Below are 16,542 nucleotides of genomic sequence, written 5' to 3'. Positions count from 1 at the left end.
TAAACACCGAATATCAATATAACAACCTGATTATACAGGGAGTGTCAAGCCGCACCAGCTCGAGCAAGCACGCGGTCGAGATTGCCAGACTCACCAGATTCCAACCAGGTCACGTCGGGCCAGCCGCGCAACCAGGTCATCTGTCGTTTTGCCAATTGGCGTGTGGCAACAATGCCACGATAACGCATCTCATCATACCCCACTTCACCGCACAGGTAGTCCCACATTTGGCGATAACCCACACAGCGAATGGAGGGGAGATCCGGGGTCAGATCGCCGCGTGCCATCAGCGCACGGACCTCCTGTTCAAAGCCACCTTGCAGCATCTTGTCAAAGCGCTGTTCGATCCGCTGATGCAGCACGGCACGATCGCTCGGGGCGATGGCAAACTGCTGCACCCGATAGGGCAAGCCCTCCCCCTGCACCTGCGTCAGCTCGGTGAGGGTCTTGCCGCTGATGCGATAGACCTCCAGTGCACGACTCAATCGCTGCGGGTCATTGGGGTGGATCCGCGCCCCGGCCACCGGGTCGATGCGCACCAACTCGTCGTGCAGCGCCTGCCAACCGAGGCGGGCAGCCTCTTCCTCAATCCCGGCACGAATGGCGGGATCGGCAGAGGGCAATGGGGACAATCCCTCCAGCAGCGCTTTGAAATAGAGCATGGTACCGCCCACCAGCAGCGGAATGCGGCCACGGTCGGCGATCTCTTTCATCTCCCGCAGGGCATCCTTGCAAAAATCGGCCGCTGAATAGCTCAAGGCCGGGTCAAGAATGTCGATCAGCCGGTGCGGGGCCCGAGCCAGTTCATCGGCGGTCGGCTTGGCCGTCCCTATATCCATGCCGCGATAGATCAGCGCCGAATCGACGCTAATGATGTCGCAAGGCAATGCCTGGCACAGTCCAATGGCGAGATCCGTCTTGCCGGAGGCCGTCGGCCCCATCAGAAAAATTGCAGTCGGCAAGTCACTCGCCATGTTCAAACTCCTCCAGCACGGTCGCCAGCGAAAGCGGGCGCACCATGCGAATGTCTGTCAGTTGGTCAGCATGAGCGGCAACAAGTTCCGTCAGCAGACGACTGGCAGTTGAAAAATCGTATATTTTTTCGCGGCTTATCCCCTGCTCCACCAGCCATTGGCATAATACTTCAGCCTGCTGGCCAGCATCACTGTCAGATCTGCCCTCGATAATCTGCAGCAATTCGGGTAACAGCCGTACCAGATCGGTCTGGCGCAGCAGAGCCGGCACCCGAGTCAGGATCATGGTGTCGCGCCCCCCGCTTTTCAACTCCAGCCCCATCCGTTTCAGCAAACGTTCCTGCTCGGTCACCAGCGCGATCAAATTCTTCGGCAATTTGAAGGAGACCGGCAGCAACAGCGGCTGGGCCGCCAGCCCCTGGCCCCAGGTCTCCAGCAACCAGTGACGCAGCAGCACCCGCTCGGCACGCACCAGCGAGAGCAGCGCCAGCTGATTATCCCGCTCGATCAACAGGTAGGCCTGATCCACCAAAGTCAGGGCGCGACATCCCCCCTGTTTGGGTGATGGCACGGTGGCCGCTGGCTGCTCAGGCGCAGTCTCAGCCGCCGTTGCGATAGGCAGCGTAGTGAGCAGGGCCCCCATGCCGCGCATCGCCTCGCGACTTGGCGGCTCGGGCGGTTGATAATTGCTGGTGCGAGCCGCGCCCCCTTCCCGCACCTGCGCAGGCGCCCGGTAGCTGTGCTCGGCACCGTACCACTCCGGGCGTGGCGCCTGACCGGGATATTCAATCTGCGGACTGACCGGCAACTCGACCAGGGTTTCGGCCAACGGCGCGTCCTGATGAGCGGTGCTGACCCCTTCGCGGCGCAGCGCAGTAAACAGCGCCTGAAAGATAAAGTCGTGGATCAGCCGCGCCTGATGGAAGCGCACCTCGTGCTTGGCCGGGTGGACGTTAACATCAACCTGACGGGGATCCAGCTCGATGTAGAGCACATAGGCGGCGAAGCGATCGGGAGGCAGCAGCTCGTCATAGGCCTGACGAATGGCGTGATTGATCAGCTTGTCGCGCATCATCCGGCCGTTGACGTAGGTGTATTGCAGATCGTTCTGCGGTCTTGCCCCCTCCGTGGTCGCCAGCCAGCCCCACAGCCGCACGTCGCTATGCTCGCTCTCCACCGCCAGCGCATGGTGCATGAAGGGGGTACCGCAAACAGCGGCGAGGCGACGCTCCTGCTCCGGCACGGTATTGGCGGCCTTGTACTGGCGCACCACCTTGCCATTGTGGCGCAGGATCAGGGTGGCGTCGAAGCGGGAGAGCGCGATGCGGCGCACCAACTCGTCGATATGGGCAAACTCGGTCTTTTCGCTGCGCATAAACTTGCGCCGCGCGGGGGTATTGAAGAAGAGATCCACCACCTCCACCGTGGTGCCCACCGGATGGGCCGCCGGCTTGATGGTGACGCTCATCTCGCGCCCTTCCGCCTGGGCTTGCCAGGCTTCGGACTGCTCTGCGGTACGGGAGGTGAAAGTGAGACGGGAGACCGAGCTGATGGAGGCGAGCGCCTCGCCGCGAAAACCGAGGCTGTTGATCCCTTCCAGATCGTCCAGCGTGGCAACCTTGGAGGTGGCGTGACGCGACAGCGCCAGCACCAGCTCGTCTTTGGCGACGCCACAACCGTTGTCACGAATGCGGATCAGCTTGGCGCCACCCTTGTCGATGTCGATCTCGACCCGGTCAGCCCCCGCATCCAGGCTGTTTTCCACCAGTTCTTTCACCACAGAAGAGGGCCGCTCCACCACCTCTCCGGCTGCAATCTGGTTGGCCAGGATCGGGGGTAATATACGGATCGGCATCACTTACTCCTGAATTTCAATCTTGCGAATAGAGAGCCGCTCCACCACCTCTCCACCAACCGGAATCTGGTTGGCCAAAATCGGGGGTAAAATACGGATCGGCATCACTTACTCCTGAATTTCAATCTTGCTAATGGTATTCGCTAACAGCGGGAGCGGCATCGTCCGCTCCCGCGCGTTAGTTTTGCGGAATGTAGAGCACCTGCCCGACCTGAATATCCCGCGACTTGAGCTTGTTGATCTCCACCAGTCTCGCCTGACTTACCCCATGCTTCTCGGCAAGGCGGGAGAGACTCTCGCCCCGCGTGACCACATGGCGGAGCATCTGCGACTTGTCGTCACTGCGAACAGGGGCGGCACTGCGGCTCTGCCCCTGTTGAGGGATATGGATGGTCTGACCAATCTGAATATCCCGGCTGCGCAGCTTGTTGATATCCACCAGGGTGGACTGACTCACCCCATGCTTCTCGGCAAGGCGGGAGAGGCTCTCGCCCCGTTGGACCACATGGCGGATCATCCGCGATTTGTCATAGTCGCCCACACTGCTGACCGGCGCACCAGTCTCTTGCGCTGCCGCCGAGTAAGGCTTGATCACCCCGACTCCGGAGCCGGTCGCCGCACCGCCGTCGCGGGCAGTGGCGGGCATCTTGTTGCTCACCACCGGCTGCGACTGTACCTGCCTAGGCTGGCTCACCGGCTGCTGAGCAACAGGTGCGGGCCGAGTGGTGGCCGCAGACCGACTCGCCAGCCCCTTGCCTATCAGCATGGCCCCCTTGGTCGGGTGGGCACGGTAGTAGTTGCGGATCCCCTCGAAGATGGCGCGGGCCAGCTGGTCCTGATAGCTGGCGCTGGCCAGCAGTAGCTCTTCGGCGTGGTTGGAGATAAACCCGGTTTCAACCAGCACAGAGGGAATATCCGGCGCCTTCAGCACCGCCAGACTGGCGTGTTCCGGCGCCTTCTTGTGCAGTCGGGCGACCTTGCCCATGGAGCGCAGGATCTGGCGGCTGACGTCATATCCTTCGGCACGGGACTTGTCCATGGAGAGGTCGAGGAAGGTCTGTGCCAGATAGGGGTTGGGATCGGATTCCGCCAACACCTTGCCGACACCGCCCAGCAGCTCGCCCTGCTTCTCCTGCTTCTCCAGCCAGCTGCCCATCTCGCGGTTGGCACGGTTGGTCGACAAGACCCAGACCGATGCGCCACGGGGCGTGGAGTTGTGGAAGCTGTCCGCATGCACCGACACCAGCAGATCCGCTTTGGCCTTGCGGGCAATCTCAGAACGCTTGTTGAGATCGACGAAGTAGTCGCCACGACGGGTCATCACGGCGCGCATCCCCGGCTCGCGGTCGATCAGCGCCGCCAGCTTCTGGGAGACCGCCAGCGTCACCCGCTTCTCGAAGGTACTGCGCGGGCCGATGGAACCTGGGTCTTCCCCGCCGTGGCCCGGGTCGATGGCAATCACCACCCCCTTGCCCTTACCGCCAACCGGCGTGGATTGCACCGCAGCCGCCGAGCGCCTCTCTTCATAAGGAAGGTCAATGACCAGACGGTGACCATAGGGCCCGGCTGGCGCCAGCGGAAAGACCACCGGTTTGATGGCGGAGCTGAGATCCATCACCAGTCGCAGACCGCCCTTCTCCAGCGGAGTGCTCTGGCGGATCTTGCGCACCAGTTCGCTGTTGTTCTCGATCCGGGCCAGATTGGCGGCGTTGCTCGCCCCTTTCAGGTCGATCACCAGCCGATCCGGGCCGCTCAGGGTGAAATAGTTGAAGTTGGGGGCGCTGCTCATGTCGAGCACCACCCGAGTATTATCAGGTGATGGCCAGATTCGTACGCTCTTGAGCTGATTCGCCCAGGAGGGTAACGCCATCAAAGAGAGAGCAATAACAAGGATCAAGCGCACGTAGATGACAACCGTTCCAGAATGGCTTCGCCAATAGCAGTGCGGGCCTCTATCAGAACCTCGCGCTGCTCGCCTACATAGGTGAGGGTAATTTCCAGGTCGGGATCCGGTAACCAGCCCTCGCCCTTCTCGGACCACTCCACCAGACAGAGAGTGTTGGCGGCAAAATAGTCCCGAATGCCCATGAATTCCAGCTCTTCCGGATCAGCCAGGCGATAGAGATCGAAATGGTAGACCTGCCAGCCGTTGAGCTCGTAGGGCTCGACCAGGGTGTAAGTCGGGCTTTTTACCTTGCCCTGATGGCCAAGGCCCTGCACCCAACCGCGGGTCAGGGTGGTTTTACCGGCGCCAAGCGTGCCATGCAAAAACACTGTGGTCGCCTGCTGGCAGGCCTGTGCCAGGCGGCCACCCAGTGCTACGGTTGCTGCCTCGTCCGGCAGTGTCATCATCAACTGTTTTGCCATGTTCTTCTTTTTAACTTGTAATGGTGTCGGGATTAACCAGTTTGCGGATCTGCGGCAGCAGGTCTGACGCCAGCATGCCCCGCTCGCCGTCGGCGGCGGCCTGATCTGCAGCCTCGCCGTGGATCACGGCGCCCAGCCAGCTTGCCATGGTGGCAGACCAGCCCTGGGCCAAAAGGGCGGCGATTATACCAGATAACAGATCGCCCATGCCGCCACTTGCCATGCCGGGATTGCCTTCACAACAGAGCGCGACCCGCTCGCCGTCATAAATAAGTGATCCCGCCCCTTTTAGCAGCACCACACCGCCATAGCGCCGCTGCAACGCCTGCACGGCGGCAAACCGGTCGGTTTCAATGTCGGCAATGGAGCATCCCAGCAGGCGCGCTGCTTCGCCGGGATGGGGCGTGAGCACCCAATTATCCTGATGGCGGGGAGATTGCGCCAGCCAATTCAATCCATCGGCGTCCAAAACCAGTGGCAGCCGATCGGTGAGATAACGGGTGATTTGCGCGCTTCCCCACTCATTCTGACCGAGTCCAGGGCCGATGACCCGTACCGACGCCCACCCCTCGTCATCAGCGGTAGTGAGACTCATCAGTTCCGGTTGATAGAGGCTGACCGGCGGATGCTCCGGATGCTGACACACCCGCACCAGCCCGGCCCCCGCCCGCAGGCAGGCGCGGGCCGCCAGCACGATGGCCCCCTGCATGCCGCGATTGCCCCCCACCAGCAGTACCTTGCCATAAGAGCCCTTGTGGCAAGCGCGCGGGCGCGGGGTCAGCCGTGTGCTGAGCAGCGGATAATCGATACGCCAGGCGGCGGGCAGCATAGTGTCATCAGGCGTCACGCCAAGGGGATCACAGTCGAGCTGGCCGACACAATCCACCCCGTTGCCGGTGAGCATCCCCTGCTTGATACCGATAAAGGTGAGGGTGCGAGTGGCTTGCACCACGGCCCCCATGGCACGGCCGGTATCGCCGTTGAGGCCGGAGGGGAGATCCACCGCCAGCACGGGCACAGCCAAGCCATTGATTGTTGCGACGAGCTTTGTCAGTAGTGGCGAGAGGGGCGTGTTGACGCCGGTGCCAAGCAGAGCATCGACCACCAGATCCGGGGTGGAGTGCCGGGCCCCATCAAACTGTTCGGCCAGCCAGACCCGACCACCGGCCGCCAGCCACTCATCGGCAGCCCGTCTGGCATCTCCCTTCAGCTGGTCGGGTGCTCTGGCGGCAATCACCACCACCTCGATGCCAATCTGGCGGGCAAGGCGGGCCAGCACATAGCCATCACCGCCGTTATTGCCGGGGCCGACGAAAATCCACCAGCAGCGACTCTCGGGCCAATGCAGGGTGGCATAGGTGCACAGCGCAGCACCGGCTCGCGCCATCAGGGCATAGAGAGGTTGTCCCTCACGCGCTGCCCAGTTGCGCTCCAGTGTGCGGATCTGTTCAGTCTGCCACAGCCCCTGTGGTAAACTGCCCCCCTCTTTTGTGCCCAACGCGCCCCTGATGATCTCTACCATGACGGCTCCCGCCTCTTATCAATCGACCCACGCCAGCAAACACCGGCCAGGCCAAGCCGCATGAGCGCACCTGACTTCCACCAGCTGGCCCACGATATCAAGCTCTGGGCACGGGAGCTAGGATTTGACCAGGCGGGCATCACCGACACCGATCTGCGTATCGAAGAGCCGAGATTGCAGGCCTGGCTGGATGCGGGCTATCACGGCAGCATGGATTACATGGCGCGCCACGGCATGATGCGCGCGCGCCCCCACGAGCTGCTGCCGGGCACGGTGCGGGTGTTGTCGGTGCGGATGAACTACCTGCCGCTCGAGGCTGGCTTCGCCGCAACCCTGCGCGATCCGACTCTCGGTTATATCAGCCGCTATGCCCTCGGCCGCGACTACCACAAGGTGCTGCGCAACCGGCTCAAACAGCTGGGTGATCGCATCGAAGCGCGCTGCGCCGAGCTGTTTCAAGGCACTGAAGAGACCTTGGGTGAGTGGCGCCCCTTCGTCGACTCCGCCCCCATCCTCGAGCGGCCACTGGCAGACAAGGCGGGCCTCGGCTGGGTTGGCAAACACTCACTGCTGCTCAACGAATCGGCCGGCTCCTTCTTCTTTCTCGGGGAGCTGTTGCTCAACTTGCCGCTGCCGCTCGACCAGCCGGTAGCGAAGGAGCAGTGCGGCAAGTGTGTCGCCTGCATCAACATCTGCCCGACCGGCGCCATTGTCGCCCCCTATGTGGTGGATGGCCGTCGCTGCATCTCCTATCTCACCATCGAGAATGACGGCCCTATTCCGGAAGAGTTCCGGCCCTTGATGGGAAACCGCATCTACGGCTGCGACGACTGCCAGCTTATCTGCCCCTGGAATCGCTACGCCGATGCCAGCCCGGAACCCGACTTCAGCCCGCGCCCTAGCCTGCACCGCCCGCCCCTGCTGGCGCTGTGGCGCTGGAGCGAGAGCGACTTTCTGAAGCAGACCGAAGGGAGTCCGATCCGCCGCATCGGCTATCAACGCTGGCGTCGCAATCTGGCGGTCGCCCTTGGCAATGGCCCGGCGACCCCCGAGGTGATCGCCGCCCTGCAACTGGGGCTGACCACCGCCGAACCCATGGTGGCCGAACATATCGAATGGGCGCTGGCCACCCTTGCCCGGCGTCAGGATGAAGAGAACAAGAAGACCCGTTTGCTGATCCGCTGCATCGAAAAAGGTCTGTCGGATCACGCATAAGTGATCTGCCCCTTGCCGGATTGCAGCACTTTTTTCATGCTCTGCCGACCTGCAGTGCCCATAACCGCGTGGTCACTGCAAACTGGTCGGCACACAACAAGGACAACACAGATGCATATGTTGGGAGTGGATATTGGAGGCTCGGGGATCAAGGGCTGTCTGGTCGATACCAAAACCGGCGAATTGATTGGCGAGCGCCATCGCATTGCCACACCGCAACCGGCCACCCCGGCCGCCATCGCCCATACCCTCAAGGCGCTGGTAGAACACTTCGACTGGAAAGGGCCAGTGGGCTGCGGCTTTCCCGCCACCATCCACAACGGAGTTGCCAAGAGTGCCGCCAATATCGACAAGAGCTGGATTGAAACCGATGCAGCTCACCTGTTTGCCGATGTCACTGGCAAGCCCTGCTATGTGCTGAACGATGCCGACGCTGCCGGGCTGGCCGAGATGCGTTTTGGCGCCGGCAAGGATCGCAAAGGGGTCATCATCCTCATCACGGTCGGCACCGGTATCGGCACCGCTATCTTCGTCAACGGCCATCTGCTGCCCAACACCGAGCTGGGTCACCTGATGCTGGAAGGGATGGTGGCCGAACACTACTGCTCCGATACGGCGCGCAAACGGGAAGATCTCTCTTGGAACCGCTGGGGCAAGCGCTTCAACAAGTATCTGGCGTGCCTCGAGTTTCTCTTCTCCCCCGACCTCTTCATTCTGGGGGGCGGCAGCGCAGCCAAGCTGGATAAGTTTGTCGATCGCATCGAGACCCGGGCTCCGCTCATTCCAGCGGCCAGCCTCAATCAGGCGGGCATTATCGGGGCCGCCCTCTACGCAGCCGAGCGGCAGGGCTGATCGCCGCTCACCGCCAATCAGCAGAGATCAAATGGGAAGGGCCCGGCACTGCTGCCGGGCCCTTTGTTTGGCCGCTATCTTGCGTGTTTGGTTGCCATCACCCGTTACAGGTCATCGAGTCGATGCACCCCGTGCACCAGTCGGGTCAGGCGGGTCTGCTCCAACCCGGCCAGATTCTCGAGCAGGGTGGTGGTGGCCGGTGTCGGGCACTCACGGGCCAGATGGCCCAGCTCGCCCACCAGCTGCTCTTCCCAGCGGCACACCTGAGTGACGATATCCTGGGTCTGGGACGAGGCCGGCAGCTCGAAGCGGGTGATGGCGGGCAGCATATCCTCGCTGAAACTCTGGTTCAGCCAGGTCTCCCTGACCGCCTCACCCAGCTGAGTGGCATATTCGTGCAGATGGGCACTGGCCGCATCCTCACGCCCTTGCAGATAGACCAGCAACATCCGGCTGCGTTCGCTGTCCACCTGACTGGTCAAGCGCCCGTAACAGAGTCCGAGCTGGTGATGAACCTGTTCAAGATAGTGCAGCAACTCTTTGATCTGTTGGAATCTCATCGCACTGCCCTCCATGCTTGTCGACATCATCAGTATAAAAAACAGGCGCCACCGACCCAATCCCGATCCGAGCCCCCCTTGCGCTGCATCAAGGTTGACGCCGACAAAGTGGCGATCAGGTGATCCGGTCACGAATAGGGAACGATTTGTGCAGCAATTTGTGTAACGATGGAGGAGCATTAAGCTCGACAGCAGATGTGAACAGAAACGGGCTGACACACTAATAAAACCAGCCTTCACCCGGTATAAACCATCTTTAATTCGGTTATGTGCCGCAGGGACGAAACAGGATCTGGAAGAGCAACAATACCATCCTGATCGTTATCCGCCTGACAGCAATCCTTATCACTTTTTAGACGTCTAGACGTAAAAACATACGTTGACACGGCCATCCAGACATCTTAGCATCATCCTCCATGATGGTAGAGTAACCCCGTGGAACCTCTGCCCAATTTTCCCGCCTGTAGCGCCCTGTGCTGTAAGGCTGTTAGCACGGAAGAATCCATGATTAAGTTGATCGGTCTCAACAAAGTCTACGGTACAGGCAGTGACGCCGTGCACGCCCTGCGTGATGTGAGTCTGCATGTACCCCAAGGCAAAATTTTCGGGGTGATCGGTGCCTCCGGTGCCGGCAAGAGTACCCTCATTCGTTGTGTCAACTTGCTGGAGCGCCCGACAGAGGGTCAAGTCATCGTCGATGGTCAAGATCTCGTGGCCCTGAGCGAACGGGATCTGACCCTGGCCCGCCGCCAGATCGGCATGATCTTCCAGCACTTCAACCTGCTCGCCTCCCGCACCGTATTTGCCAACATCGCCTTTCCGCTGGAGCTGGCTGGCTGGAGCAAAGAGCAGATCCAGCAACGGGTTGCCGAGCTGCTGGCGCTGGTCGGGCTGGAAGCCCGTGCCCATGCCTATCCGTCCGAGCTTTCCGGCGGTCAGAAGCAGCGCGTCGCCATTGCCCGCGCACTGGCACCGGCCCCCAAGGTGCTGCTCTGCGACGAGGCCACCTCGGCCCTCGACCCGCAGACCACCCGCTCGATCCTGACCCTGCTCAAGGAGATCAACGTCAAGCTGGGGCTCACCATCCTGCTCATCACCCACGAAATGGATGTGGTGAAAGGGATCTGTGACGAAGTGGCCATCATCAGCGACGGCCGTCTGATCGAGCAGGGCGAAGTGGCCTGGTTCTTCAGCAACGCCAAGACCCAGCTGGCCCGTGACTTCATCCACTCCACCATCCATCTGGAGGTACCGCAGGAGTATCAGGATCGGATGAGCAGTGAGCGGGTGGCGGGTAGCTATCCGCTGGTGAAGCTCGGCTTTACCGGCAGCACGGTCGATACGCCGCTGATTTCCGAGGCGAGCCGCCGTTTCAATATCGACATCAGTATTCTGAGCGCAGACATCGAGTACGCCGGTGGCGTCAAATTCGGTTTCCTGCTGGCCGAGTTGTTCGGGGATGAAGCCCAGTGTGAGGCGACCCAGCAGTTCCTCATCGACAACCACATTCAGCTGGAGGTAATGGGTTATGTCCGAAGCCATGATTAATCTGCTCATCGCGGCCCTGGGCGACACCCTGATCATGGTGTTTGCCTCCGCCCTGTTCGGCTGCCTGCTGGGTCTGCCGCTCGGCGTGGCATTGCACGTCACCAAGGCGGGCCAAATCCTAGCCAACCCCTTGCTCAACCGTACCCTGGGCATGGTGGTCAACGTGGGTCGCTCGGTGCCCTTTATCATCCTGCTGGTTGCCATCATTCCGCTGACCCGCTTGATCGTCGGCACCAGTATCGGCACCATTGCCGCCATCGTGCCGCTGACCGTCGGTTGCATCCCCTTCATCGCCCGTCTGGTGGAAGGGGCCCTGATGGAGGTGCCGGACGGCCTGCTGGAAGCGGCCAAGGCGATGGGCGCCAAGCCGTTGCAAATTATCACCAAGGTGCTGCTGCCCGAGGCTCTGCCCGGCATCCTCAACAGCGTCACCATTACCCTCGTCACACTGGTGAACTACTCGGCCATGGCCGGGGCCATCGGTGGCGGTGGTCTGGGGGATGTGGGTATTCGTTATGGTTATCAGCGCTTTGACCCGACAGTCATGCTGGTGACCGTGGTTATCCTGGTAGTACTGGTTCAACTTATCCAGAGCGCGGGTGAGCGCCTGGTCAACAAATGTGATCATCGTTAATCGTCGATTTCTGACAGGAGGTTTTATGAAATTTGGCATCAAATCCGTTGCGGCTGCCCTGCTGGCTGGCCTGGTACTGGCCGGTTGCGGTCAAAAAGAAGAGAGCAAGGTTCTGAAAGTGGGCGCCATTGCCGGCCCAGAGACTGAACTGGTTGAAGTGGCTGCCAAGGTCGCCAAAGAGAAATACGGTCTGACCGTCGAGATCGTCAACTTCTCCGACTATGTCACCCCGAACGTGGCGCTGAACGATGGCAGCATCGATGTCAACGCCTTCCAGCACAAGCCCTATCTGGATGCACAAGTACGCGATCGCGGCTTCAAGCTGGTGCCGGTTGGCAACACCTTCGTCTACCCGATCGCCGGTTACTCCAAGAAGATCAAGGCGCTCTCCGAGCTAAAAGATGGCGCCCAGATCGCGGTACCGAACGATCCGACCAACCTGGGTCGCTCGCTGATCCTGCTGGCCAAACAGGGTCTGATCACCCTGAAGGATGGCGCCGGCCTGGAAGCCACCGTGCTGGATATCGCCAGCAACCCGCGCAACTTCAAGATTGTCGAGCTGGAAGCAGCCCAACTGCCCCGTTCACTGGAAGATGTGGATCTCTCCATCATCAACAACACCTTCGCCGGTCAAATTGGTCTGACCCCGACCGAAAATGGCCTGTTTGTTGAAGATAAAGAGTCCCCCTACGTCAACCTGATCGTGGCTCGCGACAACAACAAGGATGACGAGAAGGTCAAACAGTTCGTCCAGTCCTATCAGACCGACGAGGTCTACAAGAAGGGTCTGGAGCTGTTCAAAGGCGGCCTGGTAAAAGGTTGGTAATTGCTCACTTGGCAAAAAAGGCCACGCAATGCGTGGCCTTTTTTATTGGCGCCGCTATCATATCCGCGAGCACGGCAACACGAACATACTCACAACATGAAAAAATGGTATCTGGCCTACTGCAAGCCAAAAGAAGAGGCCCGCGCCCGCGCCCACCTCGATGCCCAGGGTATCGAATCCTATTACCCCATGGTGGAGATCGAGAAGCTGCGCCGGGGCAAGCGAGTTCCAGTACGGGAGCCCATGTTCCCCAACTATCTGTTTATCTTCGTCGATCTGGAAGAGGTGACACCGGTCACCCTGAAATCGACCCGCGGCATCAGCCGGATTATCCACTTTGGCAGTGAATGGACCCCCATCAGCAGCAAGCTGGTCTATCAGCTGATGAGCCGCGATGACAGCGACGAAGCGAGAGCCAGCTACGCCAACCTGCCCTGCTCGGGCGACAAGGTGCTGATTGAAGAGGGACCGTTGGCTGGCTTCGAGGCTATCTATATGGAACCGGATGGGGAGAAACGGGCGATTTTGCTGGTCAGCCTGCTCAATCAGGAGACCACTGGCAGCTTCGACAACCAAGCCTTCAGACGGCTGGACTAAACCAACAGTCCAAACGGCCGGATAAATCGCAATGGAGGGATGATCCCGCCATCTCACGCCTCGAGACGAGATCAGAGCGGGTGATCATCGCCGTCAGCTTGCCGGCATCGCCCGCCAGTCTATCCGCAACCTAGCCCGGGTCATCACCAGACTGGCAATATCACGGATCAGACGACGGCTAAAAAGCTAGGCAAGTACGATGACATCCGTCATTCCGCACCTCATTTCCGGTTTTTCTCTGCTTGATGGCGATCGGCGGTTCTGATTTATTGCACCTTTTTACAGGTAGAGCATCATGGCCGCCCCCGCTATCGCGATTCGTAATCTCGACCGCCTTGGTTTAGTCGCCTCTACTTGTGAGTGCCCCTAAAAATGGGGGGATTACAAGTCGACTGATGTGGCTTATCGGCAGCATCTGCATCAAGGTTTCGACCCATGCCCGCAGCCTCCGGGTCAGGCGTGATGCGGGTTCGAGCCAGTCGATGTGCTCACAGACGCGGCCACAGTTCAGGCAGTCCACACGGCGGACAGGAACCTGCAGTTGGACACGCTGATCGAGCAGATCGCGATCCCGTACATGGCGGATACGCCGATCATGGACCAGAGGGCTTAGTGCAAGACAGCGACCACAGCGCGGCAGCTGGGTTGTGAGCGGCTCGAGAGTCAGCGTGAGGATGTCTTTGACGTGTTGATGGCTGGCAACGATGGCGTAGCCTGGCCAGAAAGCGGCAAGATCGATAGGATGCATGATGACAGCAGGGCTCAGGGGTTGGTGTGTTTGGTGACTGCCAATTTACCTGAGTTCCTGACTGTCAATTATCTCTTCCCCGCGATAATGCGAAGAACCTAAAAATGGGAGGATTACCGTTCCTCTTTTGGTTCCAGTTGGAAAGTACGGGTTTAACGAAGCGGGGAGAAGTCGATTTGCTGAATTGCAGGCAATAAAAAACCCCGCTCATTGAGCGGGGTTTCTTGTATTGGGTGCCTGGCAGTGTCCTACTCTCGCATGGCGAATGCCACACTACCATCGGCGCTACCGCGTTTCACTTCTGAGTTCGGCATGGGATCAGGTGGTTCCACGGCGCTATGGCCGCCAGGCAAAATCTTCAATCTGAGAAAGCTGACGTAAGTAGTTCGCTTGGTATTTGCTACAAGCCTTAGAACACTTCTTGGGTGTTGTATGGTTAAGCCTCACGGGTAATTAGTATGGGTTAGCTCAACACGTCGCCGCGCTTACACACCCCACCTATCAACGTTGTGGTCTCCAACGGCCCTTTAGAACCCTCAAGGGGTCAGGGATGACTCATCTCAGGGCTCGCTTCCCGCTTAGATGCTTTCAGCGGTTATCGATTCCGAACTTAGCTACCGGGCAGTGCCACTGGCGTGACAACCCGAACACCAGAGGTTCGTTCACTCCGGTCCTCTCGTACTAGGAGCAACTCCCTTCAATCATCCAACGCCCACGGCAGATAGGGACCGAACTGTCTCACGACGTTCTGAACCCAGCTCGCGTACCACTTTAAATGGCGAACAGCCATACCCTTGGGACCGACTTCAGCCCCAGGATGTGATGAGCCGACATCGAGGTGCCAAACACCGCCGTCGATATGAACTCTTGGGCGGTATCAGCCTGTTATCCCCGGAGTACCTTTTATCCGTTGAGCGATGGCCCTTCCATTCAGAACCACCGGATCACTATGACCTACTTTCGTACCTGCTCGACCTGTCCGTCTCGCAGTTAAGCTGGCTTATGCCATTGCACTAACCTCCTGATGTCCGACCAGGATTAGCCAACCTTCGTGCTCCTCCGTTACTCTTTGGGAGGAGACCGCCCCAGTCAAACTACCCACCAGGCACTGTCCGCGACCCAGATTATGGGCCTGCGTTAGAACATCAAACATACAAGGGTGGTATTTCAAGGTCGGCTCCAGCGCAACTGGCGTCACGCCTTCAAAGCCTCCCACCTATCCTACACATGTAGGTTCAATGTTCAGTGCCAAGCTGTAGTAAAGGTTCACGGGGTCTTTCCGTCTAGCCGCGGGTACACCGCATCTTCACGGCGAATTCGATTTCACTGAGTCTCGGGTGGAGACAGCATGGCCATGGTTACACCATTCGTGCAGGTCGGAACTTACCCGACAAGGAATTTCGCTACCTTAGGACCGTTATAGTTACGGCCGCCGTTTACCGGGGCTTCGATCAAGAGCTTCGCTTGCGCTAACCCCATCAATTAACCTTCCGGCACCGGGCAGGTGTCACACCCTATACGTCCACTTTCGTGTTTGCAGAGTGCTGTGTTTTTGATAAACAGTCCCAGCCATCTGGTCACTGCGACTCCCAACTGCTCCATCCGCAAGGGACTTCACTGTCAGGAGCGAACCTTCTCCCGAAGTTACGGTTCTATTTTGCCTAGTTCCTTCACCCGAGTTCTCTCAAGCGCCTTGGTATTCTCTACCCGACCACCTGTGTCGGTTTGGGGTACGATGACTTGTAATCTGAAGCTTAGAGGCTTTTCCTGGAAGCAGGGCATCAATGGCTTCCACACCGTAGTGTGTTCGTCTCGTGTCTCAGTGTTGTGTCTCCGGATTTGCCTAGAAACACCACCTACGCACTTTCACCAGGACAACCGTCGCCTGGCCCACCTAGCCTTCTCCGTCCCCCCATCGCAATTACAAGTCGTGCAGGAATATTAACCTGCTTCCCATCGATTACGCCTTTCGGCCTCACCTTAGGGGTCGACTCACCCTGCCCCGATTAACGTTGGACAGGAACCCTTGGTCTTCCGGCGAGGAGGCTTTTCACCCCCTTTATCGTTACTTACGTCAGCATTCGCACTTCTGATATCTCCAGCATACCTCTCGATACACCTTCGCAGACTTACAGAACGCTCCCCTACCACTCACACATAAGTGTGAATCCGCGGCTTCGGTGCCTGGTTTGAGCCCCGTTACATCTTCCGCGCAGGCCGACTCGACTAGTGAGCTATTACGCTTTCTTTAAATGATGGCTGCTTCTAAGCCAACATCCTAGCTGTCTGAGCCTTCCCACATCGTTTCCCACTTAACCAGAACTTTGGGACCTTAGCCGGCGGTCTGGGTTGTTTCCCTCTTCACGACGGACGTTAGCACCCGCCGTGTGTCTCCCGGATAGTACTTACTGGTATTCGGAGTTTGCATGGAGTTGGTAAGTCGGGATGACCCCTAGTCCAAACAGTGCTCTACCCCCAGTAGTATTCGTCCGAGGCGCTACCTAAATAGCTTTCGGGGAGAACCAGCTATCTCCGAGTTTGATTGGCCTTTCACCCCCAGCCACAGGTCATCCCCTAACTTTGCAACGTTAGTGGGTTCGGTCCTCCAGTTGATGTTACTCAACCTTCAACCTGCCCATGGCTAGATCACCCGGTTTCGGGTCTACACCTTGCAACTAGACGCCCAGTTAAGACTCGGTTTCCCTACGGCTCCCCTATACGGTTAACCTCGCTACAAAATGTAAGTCGCTGACCCATTATACAAAAGGTACGCAGTCACCCCGAAGGGCTCCCACTGCTTGTACGTACACGGTTTCAGGTTCTATTTCACTCCCCTCACAGGGG

Annotated in this window: 13 protein-coding genes and 2 rRNA genes (1 of these 15 only partly in view); 6 read left to right on the top strand and 9 right to left on the bottom strand. The window is 59.2% G+C overall.

The features are described from left to right. Nucleotides 1-44: 44 nt before the first annotated feature. The 5 genes from miaA to NMD14_04295 form a co-directional block, all read right to left on the bottom strand. Nucleotides 45-974 carry a tRNA (adenosine(37)-N6)-dimethylallyltransferase MiaA gene (gene miaA / locus NMD14_04315; GenBank protein XEI33653.1) on the bottom strand — a complete coding sequence of 310 codons (930 nt, stop codon included), beginning with the start codon at nt 972-974 and terminating at the stop codon, nt 45-47. Next, on the bottom strand, nt 964-2,829 hold the full coding sequence (mutL, locus tag NMD14_04310; GenBank protein ID XEI33652.1) for a DNA mismatch repair endonuclease MutL: 1,866 nt from the start codon (nt 2,827-2,829) through the stop codon (nt 964-966). The genes miaA and mutL overlap by 11 nt, the downstream gene beginning before the upstream one ends. Nucleotides 2,830-3,007: 178 nt before the next feature. Further along, nucleotides 3,008-4,699, bottom strand: coding sequence for an N-acetylmuramoyl-L-alanine amidase (locus tag NMD14_04305; protein ID XEI33651.1), 1,692 nt, complete (start codon nt 4,697-4,699; stop codon nt 3,008-3,010). A 23-nt stretch (nt 4,700-4,722) separates the two neighbouring features. Then, nucleotides 4,723-5,196: a tRNA (adenosine(37)-N6)-threonylcarbamoyltransferase complex ATPase subunit type 1 TsaE gene (gene tsaE / locus NMD14_04300; protein XEI33650.1), complete on the bottom strand. Its 474-nt coding sequence runs from the start codon at nt 5,194-5,196 to the stop codon at nt 4,723-4,725. Between the two features lie 10 nt (nt 5,197-5,206). Beyond that, nucleotides 5,207-6,718, bottom strand: a complete 1,512-nt coding sequence (locus NMD14_04295) for an NAD(P)H-hydrate dehydratase (protein ID XEI33649.1) — start codon at nt 6,716-6,718, stop codon at nt 5,207-5,209. Between the two features lie 60 nt (nt 6,719-6,778). On the opposite strand from NMD14_04295, the gene queG reads away from it, so the two are divergent. Both queG and NMD14_04285 read left to right on the top strand, forming a co-directional pair. Continuing rightward, complete coding sequence (queG, locus tag NMD14_04290; GenBank protein XEI33648.1) at nt 6,779-7,933, top strand: tRNA epoxyqueuosine(34) reductase QueG; 1,155 nt, start codon at nt 6,779-6,781, stop codon at nt 7,931-7,933. 111 nt (nt 7,934-8,044) lie between these two features. Next, a complete protein-coding gene (locus tag NMD14_04285) occupies nt 8,045-8,785 on the top strand; it encodes an ROK family protein (GenBank protein XEI33647.1) in 741 nt (246 codons plus the stop codon). A 104-nt stretch (nt 8,786-8,889) separates the two neighbouring features. Here the strand turns inward: NMD14_04285 and NMD14_04280 are convergent, their stop codons facing one another. After that, entirely contained in the window at nt 8,890-9,345 is a 456-nt protein-coding gene (locus NMD14_04280) for a hypothetical protein (protein ID XEI33646.1), read from the bottom strand. Nucleotides 9,346-9,849: 504 nt separating this feature from the next. Between NMD14_04280 and metN the strand changes: the two genes are divergently transcribed. The 4 genes from metN (at nt 9,850) to rfaH (ending at nt 12,950) form a co-directional block, all read left to right on the top strand. Continuing rightward, nucleotides 9,850-10,893 (top strand): methionine ABC transporter ATP-binding protein MetN, encoded by a 1,044-nt coding sequence (gene metN, locus NMD14_04275; protein XEI33645.1) that lies wholly within the window; start codon nt 9,850-9,852, stop codon nt 10,891-10,893. Next, entirely contained in the window at nt 10,874-11,527 is a 654-nt protein-coding gene (locus tag NMD14_04270; GenBank protein XEI33644.1) for an ABC transporter permease, read from the top strand. Before metN ends, NMD14_04270 begins: the two co-directional genes overlap by 20 nt. A 25-nt stretch (nt 11,528-11,552) precedes the next feature. Then, nucleotides 11,553-12,353: a methionine ABC transporter substrate-binding lipoprotein MetQ gene (gene metQ / locus NMD14_04265; protein XEI33643.1), complete on the top strand. Its 801-nt coding sequence runs from the start codon at nt 11,553-11,555 to the stop codon at nt 12,351-12,353. A 96-nt stretch (nt 12,354-12,449) separates the two neighbouring features. Continuing rightward, nucleotides 12,450-12,950, top strand: a complete 501-nt coding sequence (rfaH, locus tag NMD14_04260; GenBank protein ID XEI33642.1) for a transcription/translation regulatory transformer protein RfaH — start codon at nt 12,450-12,452, stop codon at nt 12,948-12,950. 340 nt (nt 12,951-13,290) lie between these two features. Here rfaH and NMD14_04255 read toward each other — a convergent pair whose 3' ends face one another. The 3 genes from NMD14_04255 to NMD14_04245 all read right to left on the bottom strand — a co-directional run. Then, the gene (locus NMD14_04255; protein XEI33641.1) at nt 13,291-13,698 is read right to left on the bottom strand and encodes a transposase family protein; all 408 of its coding nucleotides are present in this window, start codon (nt 13,696-13,698) and stop codon (nt 13,291-13,293) included. 235 nt (nt 13,699-13,933) lie between these two features. Beyond that, nucleotides 13,934-14,048 (bottom strand): 5S ribosomal RNA (gene rrf, locus NMD14_04250). An 82-nt stretch (nt 14,049-14,130) separates the two neighbouring features. Then, nucleotides 14,131-16,542: ribosomal RNA gene (locus NMD14_04245) — 23S ribosomal RNA — on the bottom strand (it continues 476 nt past the right edge of the window).

Origin of the sequence: Aeromonas veronii (assembly GCA_041319085.1) — a bacterium.
GTDB lineage: Bacteria > Pseudomonadota > Gammaproteobacteria > Enterobacterales > Aeromonadaceae > Aeromonas > Aeromonas veronii_F.
Note: the sequence above shows the minus strand (reverse complement) of the source record. Positions and strands in the feature narration are given on the sequence as shown.

What these genes read in the sequence shown, in the direction of transcription:
- NMD14_04255 (XEI33641.1), bottom strand. Translation starts at nt 13,698, where the DNA reads ATGCATCCTATCGATCTTGCCGCTTTCTGGCCAGGCTACGCCATCGTT.
- metN (XEI33645.1), top strand. Translation starts at nt 9,850, where the DNA reads ATGATTAAGTTGATCGGTCTCAACAAAGTCTACGGTACAGGCAGTGAC.
- NMD14_04285 (XEI33647.1), top strand. Translation starts at nt 8,045, where the DNA reads ATGCATATGTTGGGAGTGGATATTGGAGGCTCGGGGATCAAGGGCTGT.
- rfaH (XEI33642.1), top strand. Translation starts at nt 12,450, where the DNA reads ATGAAAAAATGGTATCTGGCCTACTGCAAGCCAAAAGAAGAGGCCCGC.
- NMD14_04280 (XEI33646.1), bottom strand. Translation starts at nt 9,345, where the DNA reads ATGAGATTCCAACAGATCAAAGAGTTGCTGCACTATCTTGAACAGGTT.
- mutL (XEI33652.1), bottom strand. Translation starts at nt 2,829, where the DNA reads ATGCCGATCCGTATATTACCCCCGATCCTGGCCAACCAGATTGCAGCC.
- NMD14_04270 (XEI33644.1), top strand. Translation starts at nt 10,874, where the DNA reads ATGTCCGAAGCCATGATTAATCTGCTCATCGCGGCCCTGGGCGACACC.
- NMD14_04295 (XEI33649.1), bottom strand. Translation starts at nt 6,718, where the DNA reads ATGGTAGAGATCATCAGGGGCGCGTTGGGCACAAAAGAGGGGGGCAGT.
- metQ (XEI33643.1), top strand. Translation starts at nt 11,553, where the DNA reads ATGAAATTTGGCATCAAATCCGTTGCGGCTGCCCTGCTGGCTGGCCTG.
- NMD14_04305 (XEI33651.1), bottom strand. Translation starts at nt 4,699, where the DNA reads ATGGCGTTACCCTCCTGGGCGAATCAGCTCAAGAGCGTACGAATCTGG.
- queG (XEI33648.1), top strand. Translation starts at nt 6,779, where the DNA reads ATGAGCGCACCTGACTTCCACCAGCTGGCCCACGATATCAAGCTCTGG.
- miaA (XEI33653.1), bottom strand. Translation starts at nt 974, where the DNA reads ATGGCGAGTGACTTGCCGACTGCAATTTTTCTGATGGGGCCGACGGCC.
- tsaE (XEI33650.1), bottom strand. Translation starts at nt 5,196, where the DNA reads ATGGCAAAACAGTTGATGATGACACTGCCGGACGAGGCAGCAACCGTA.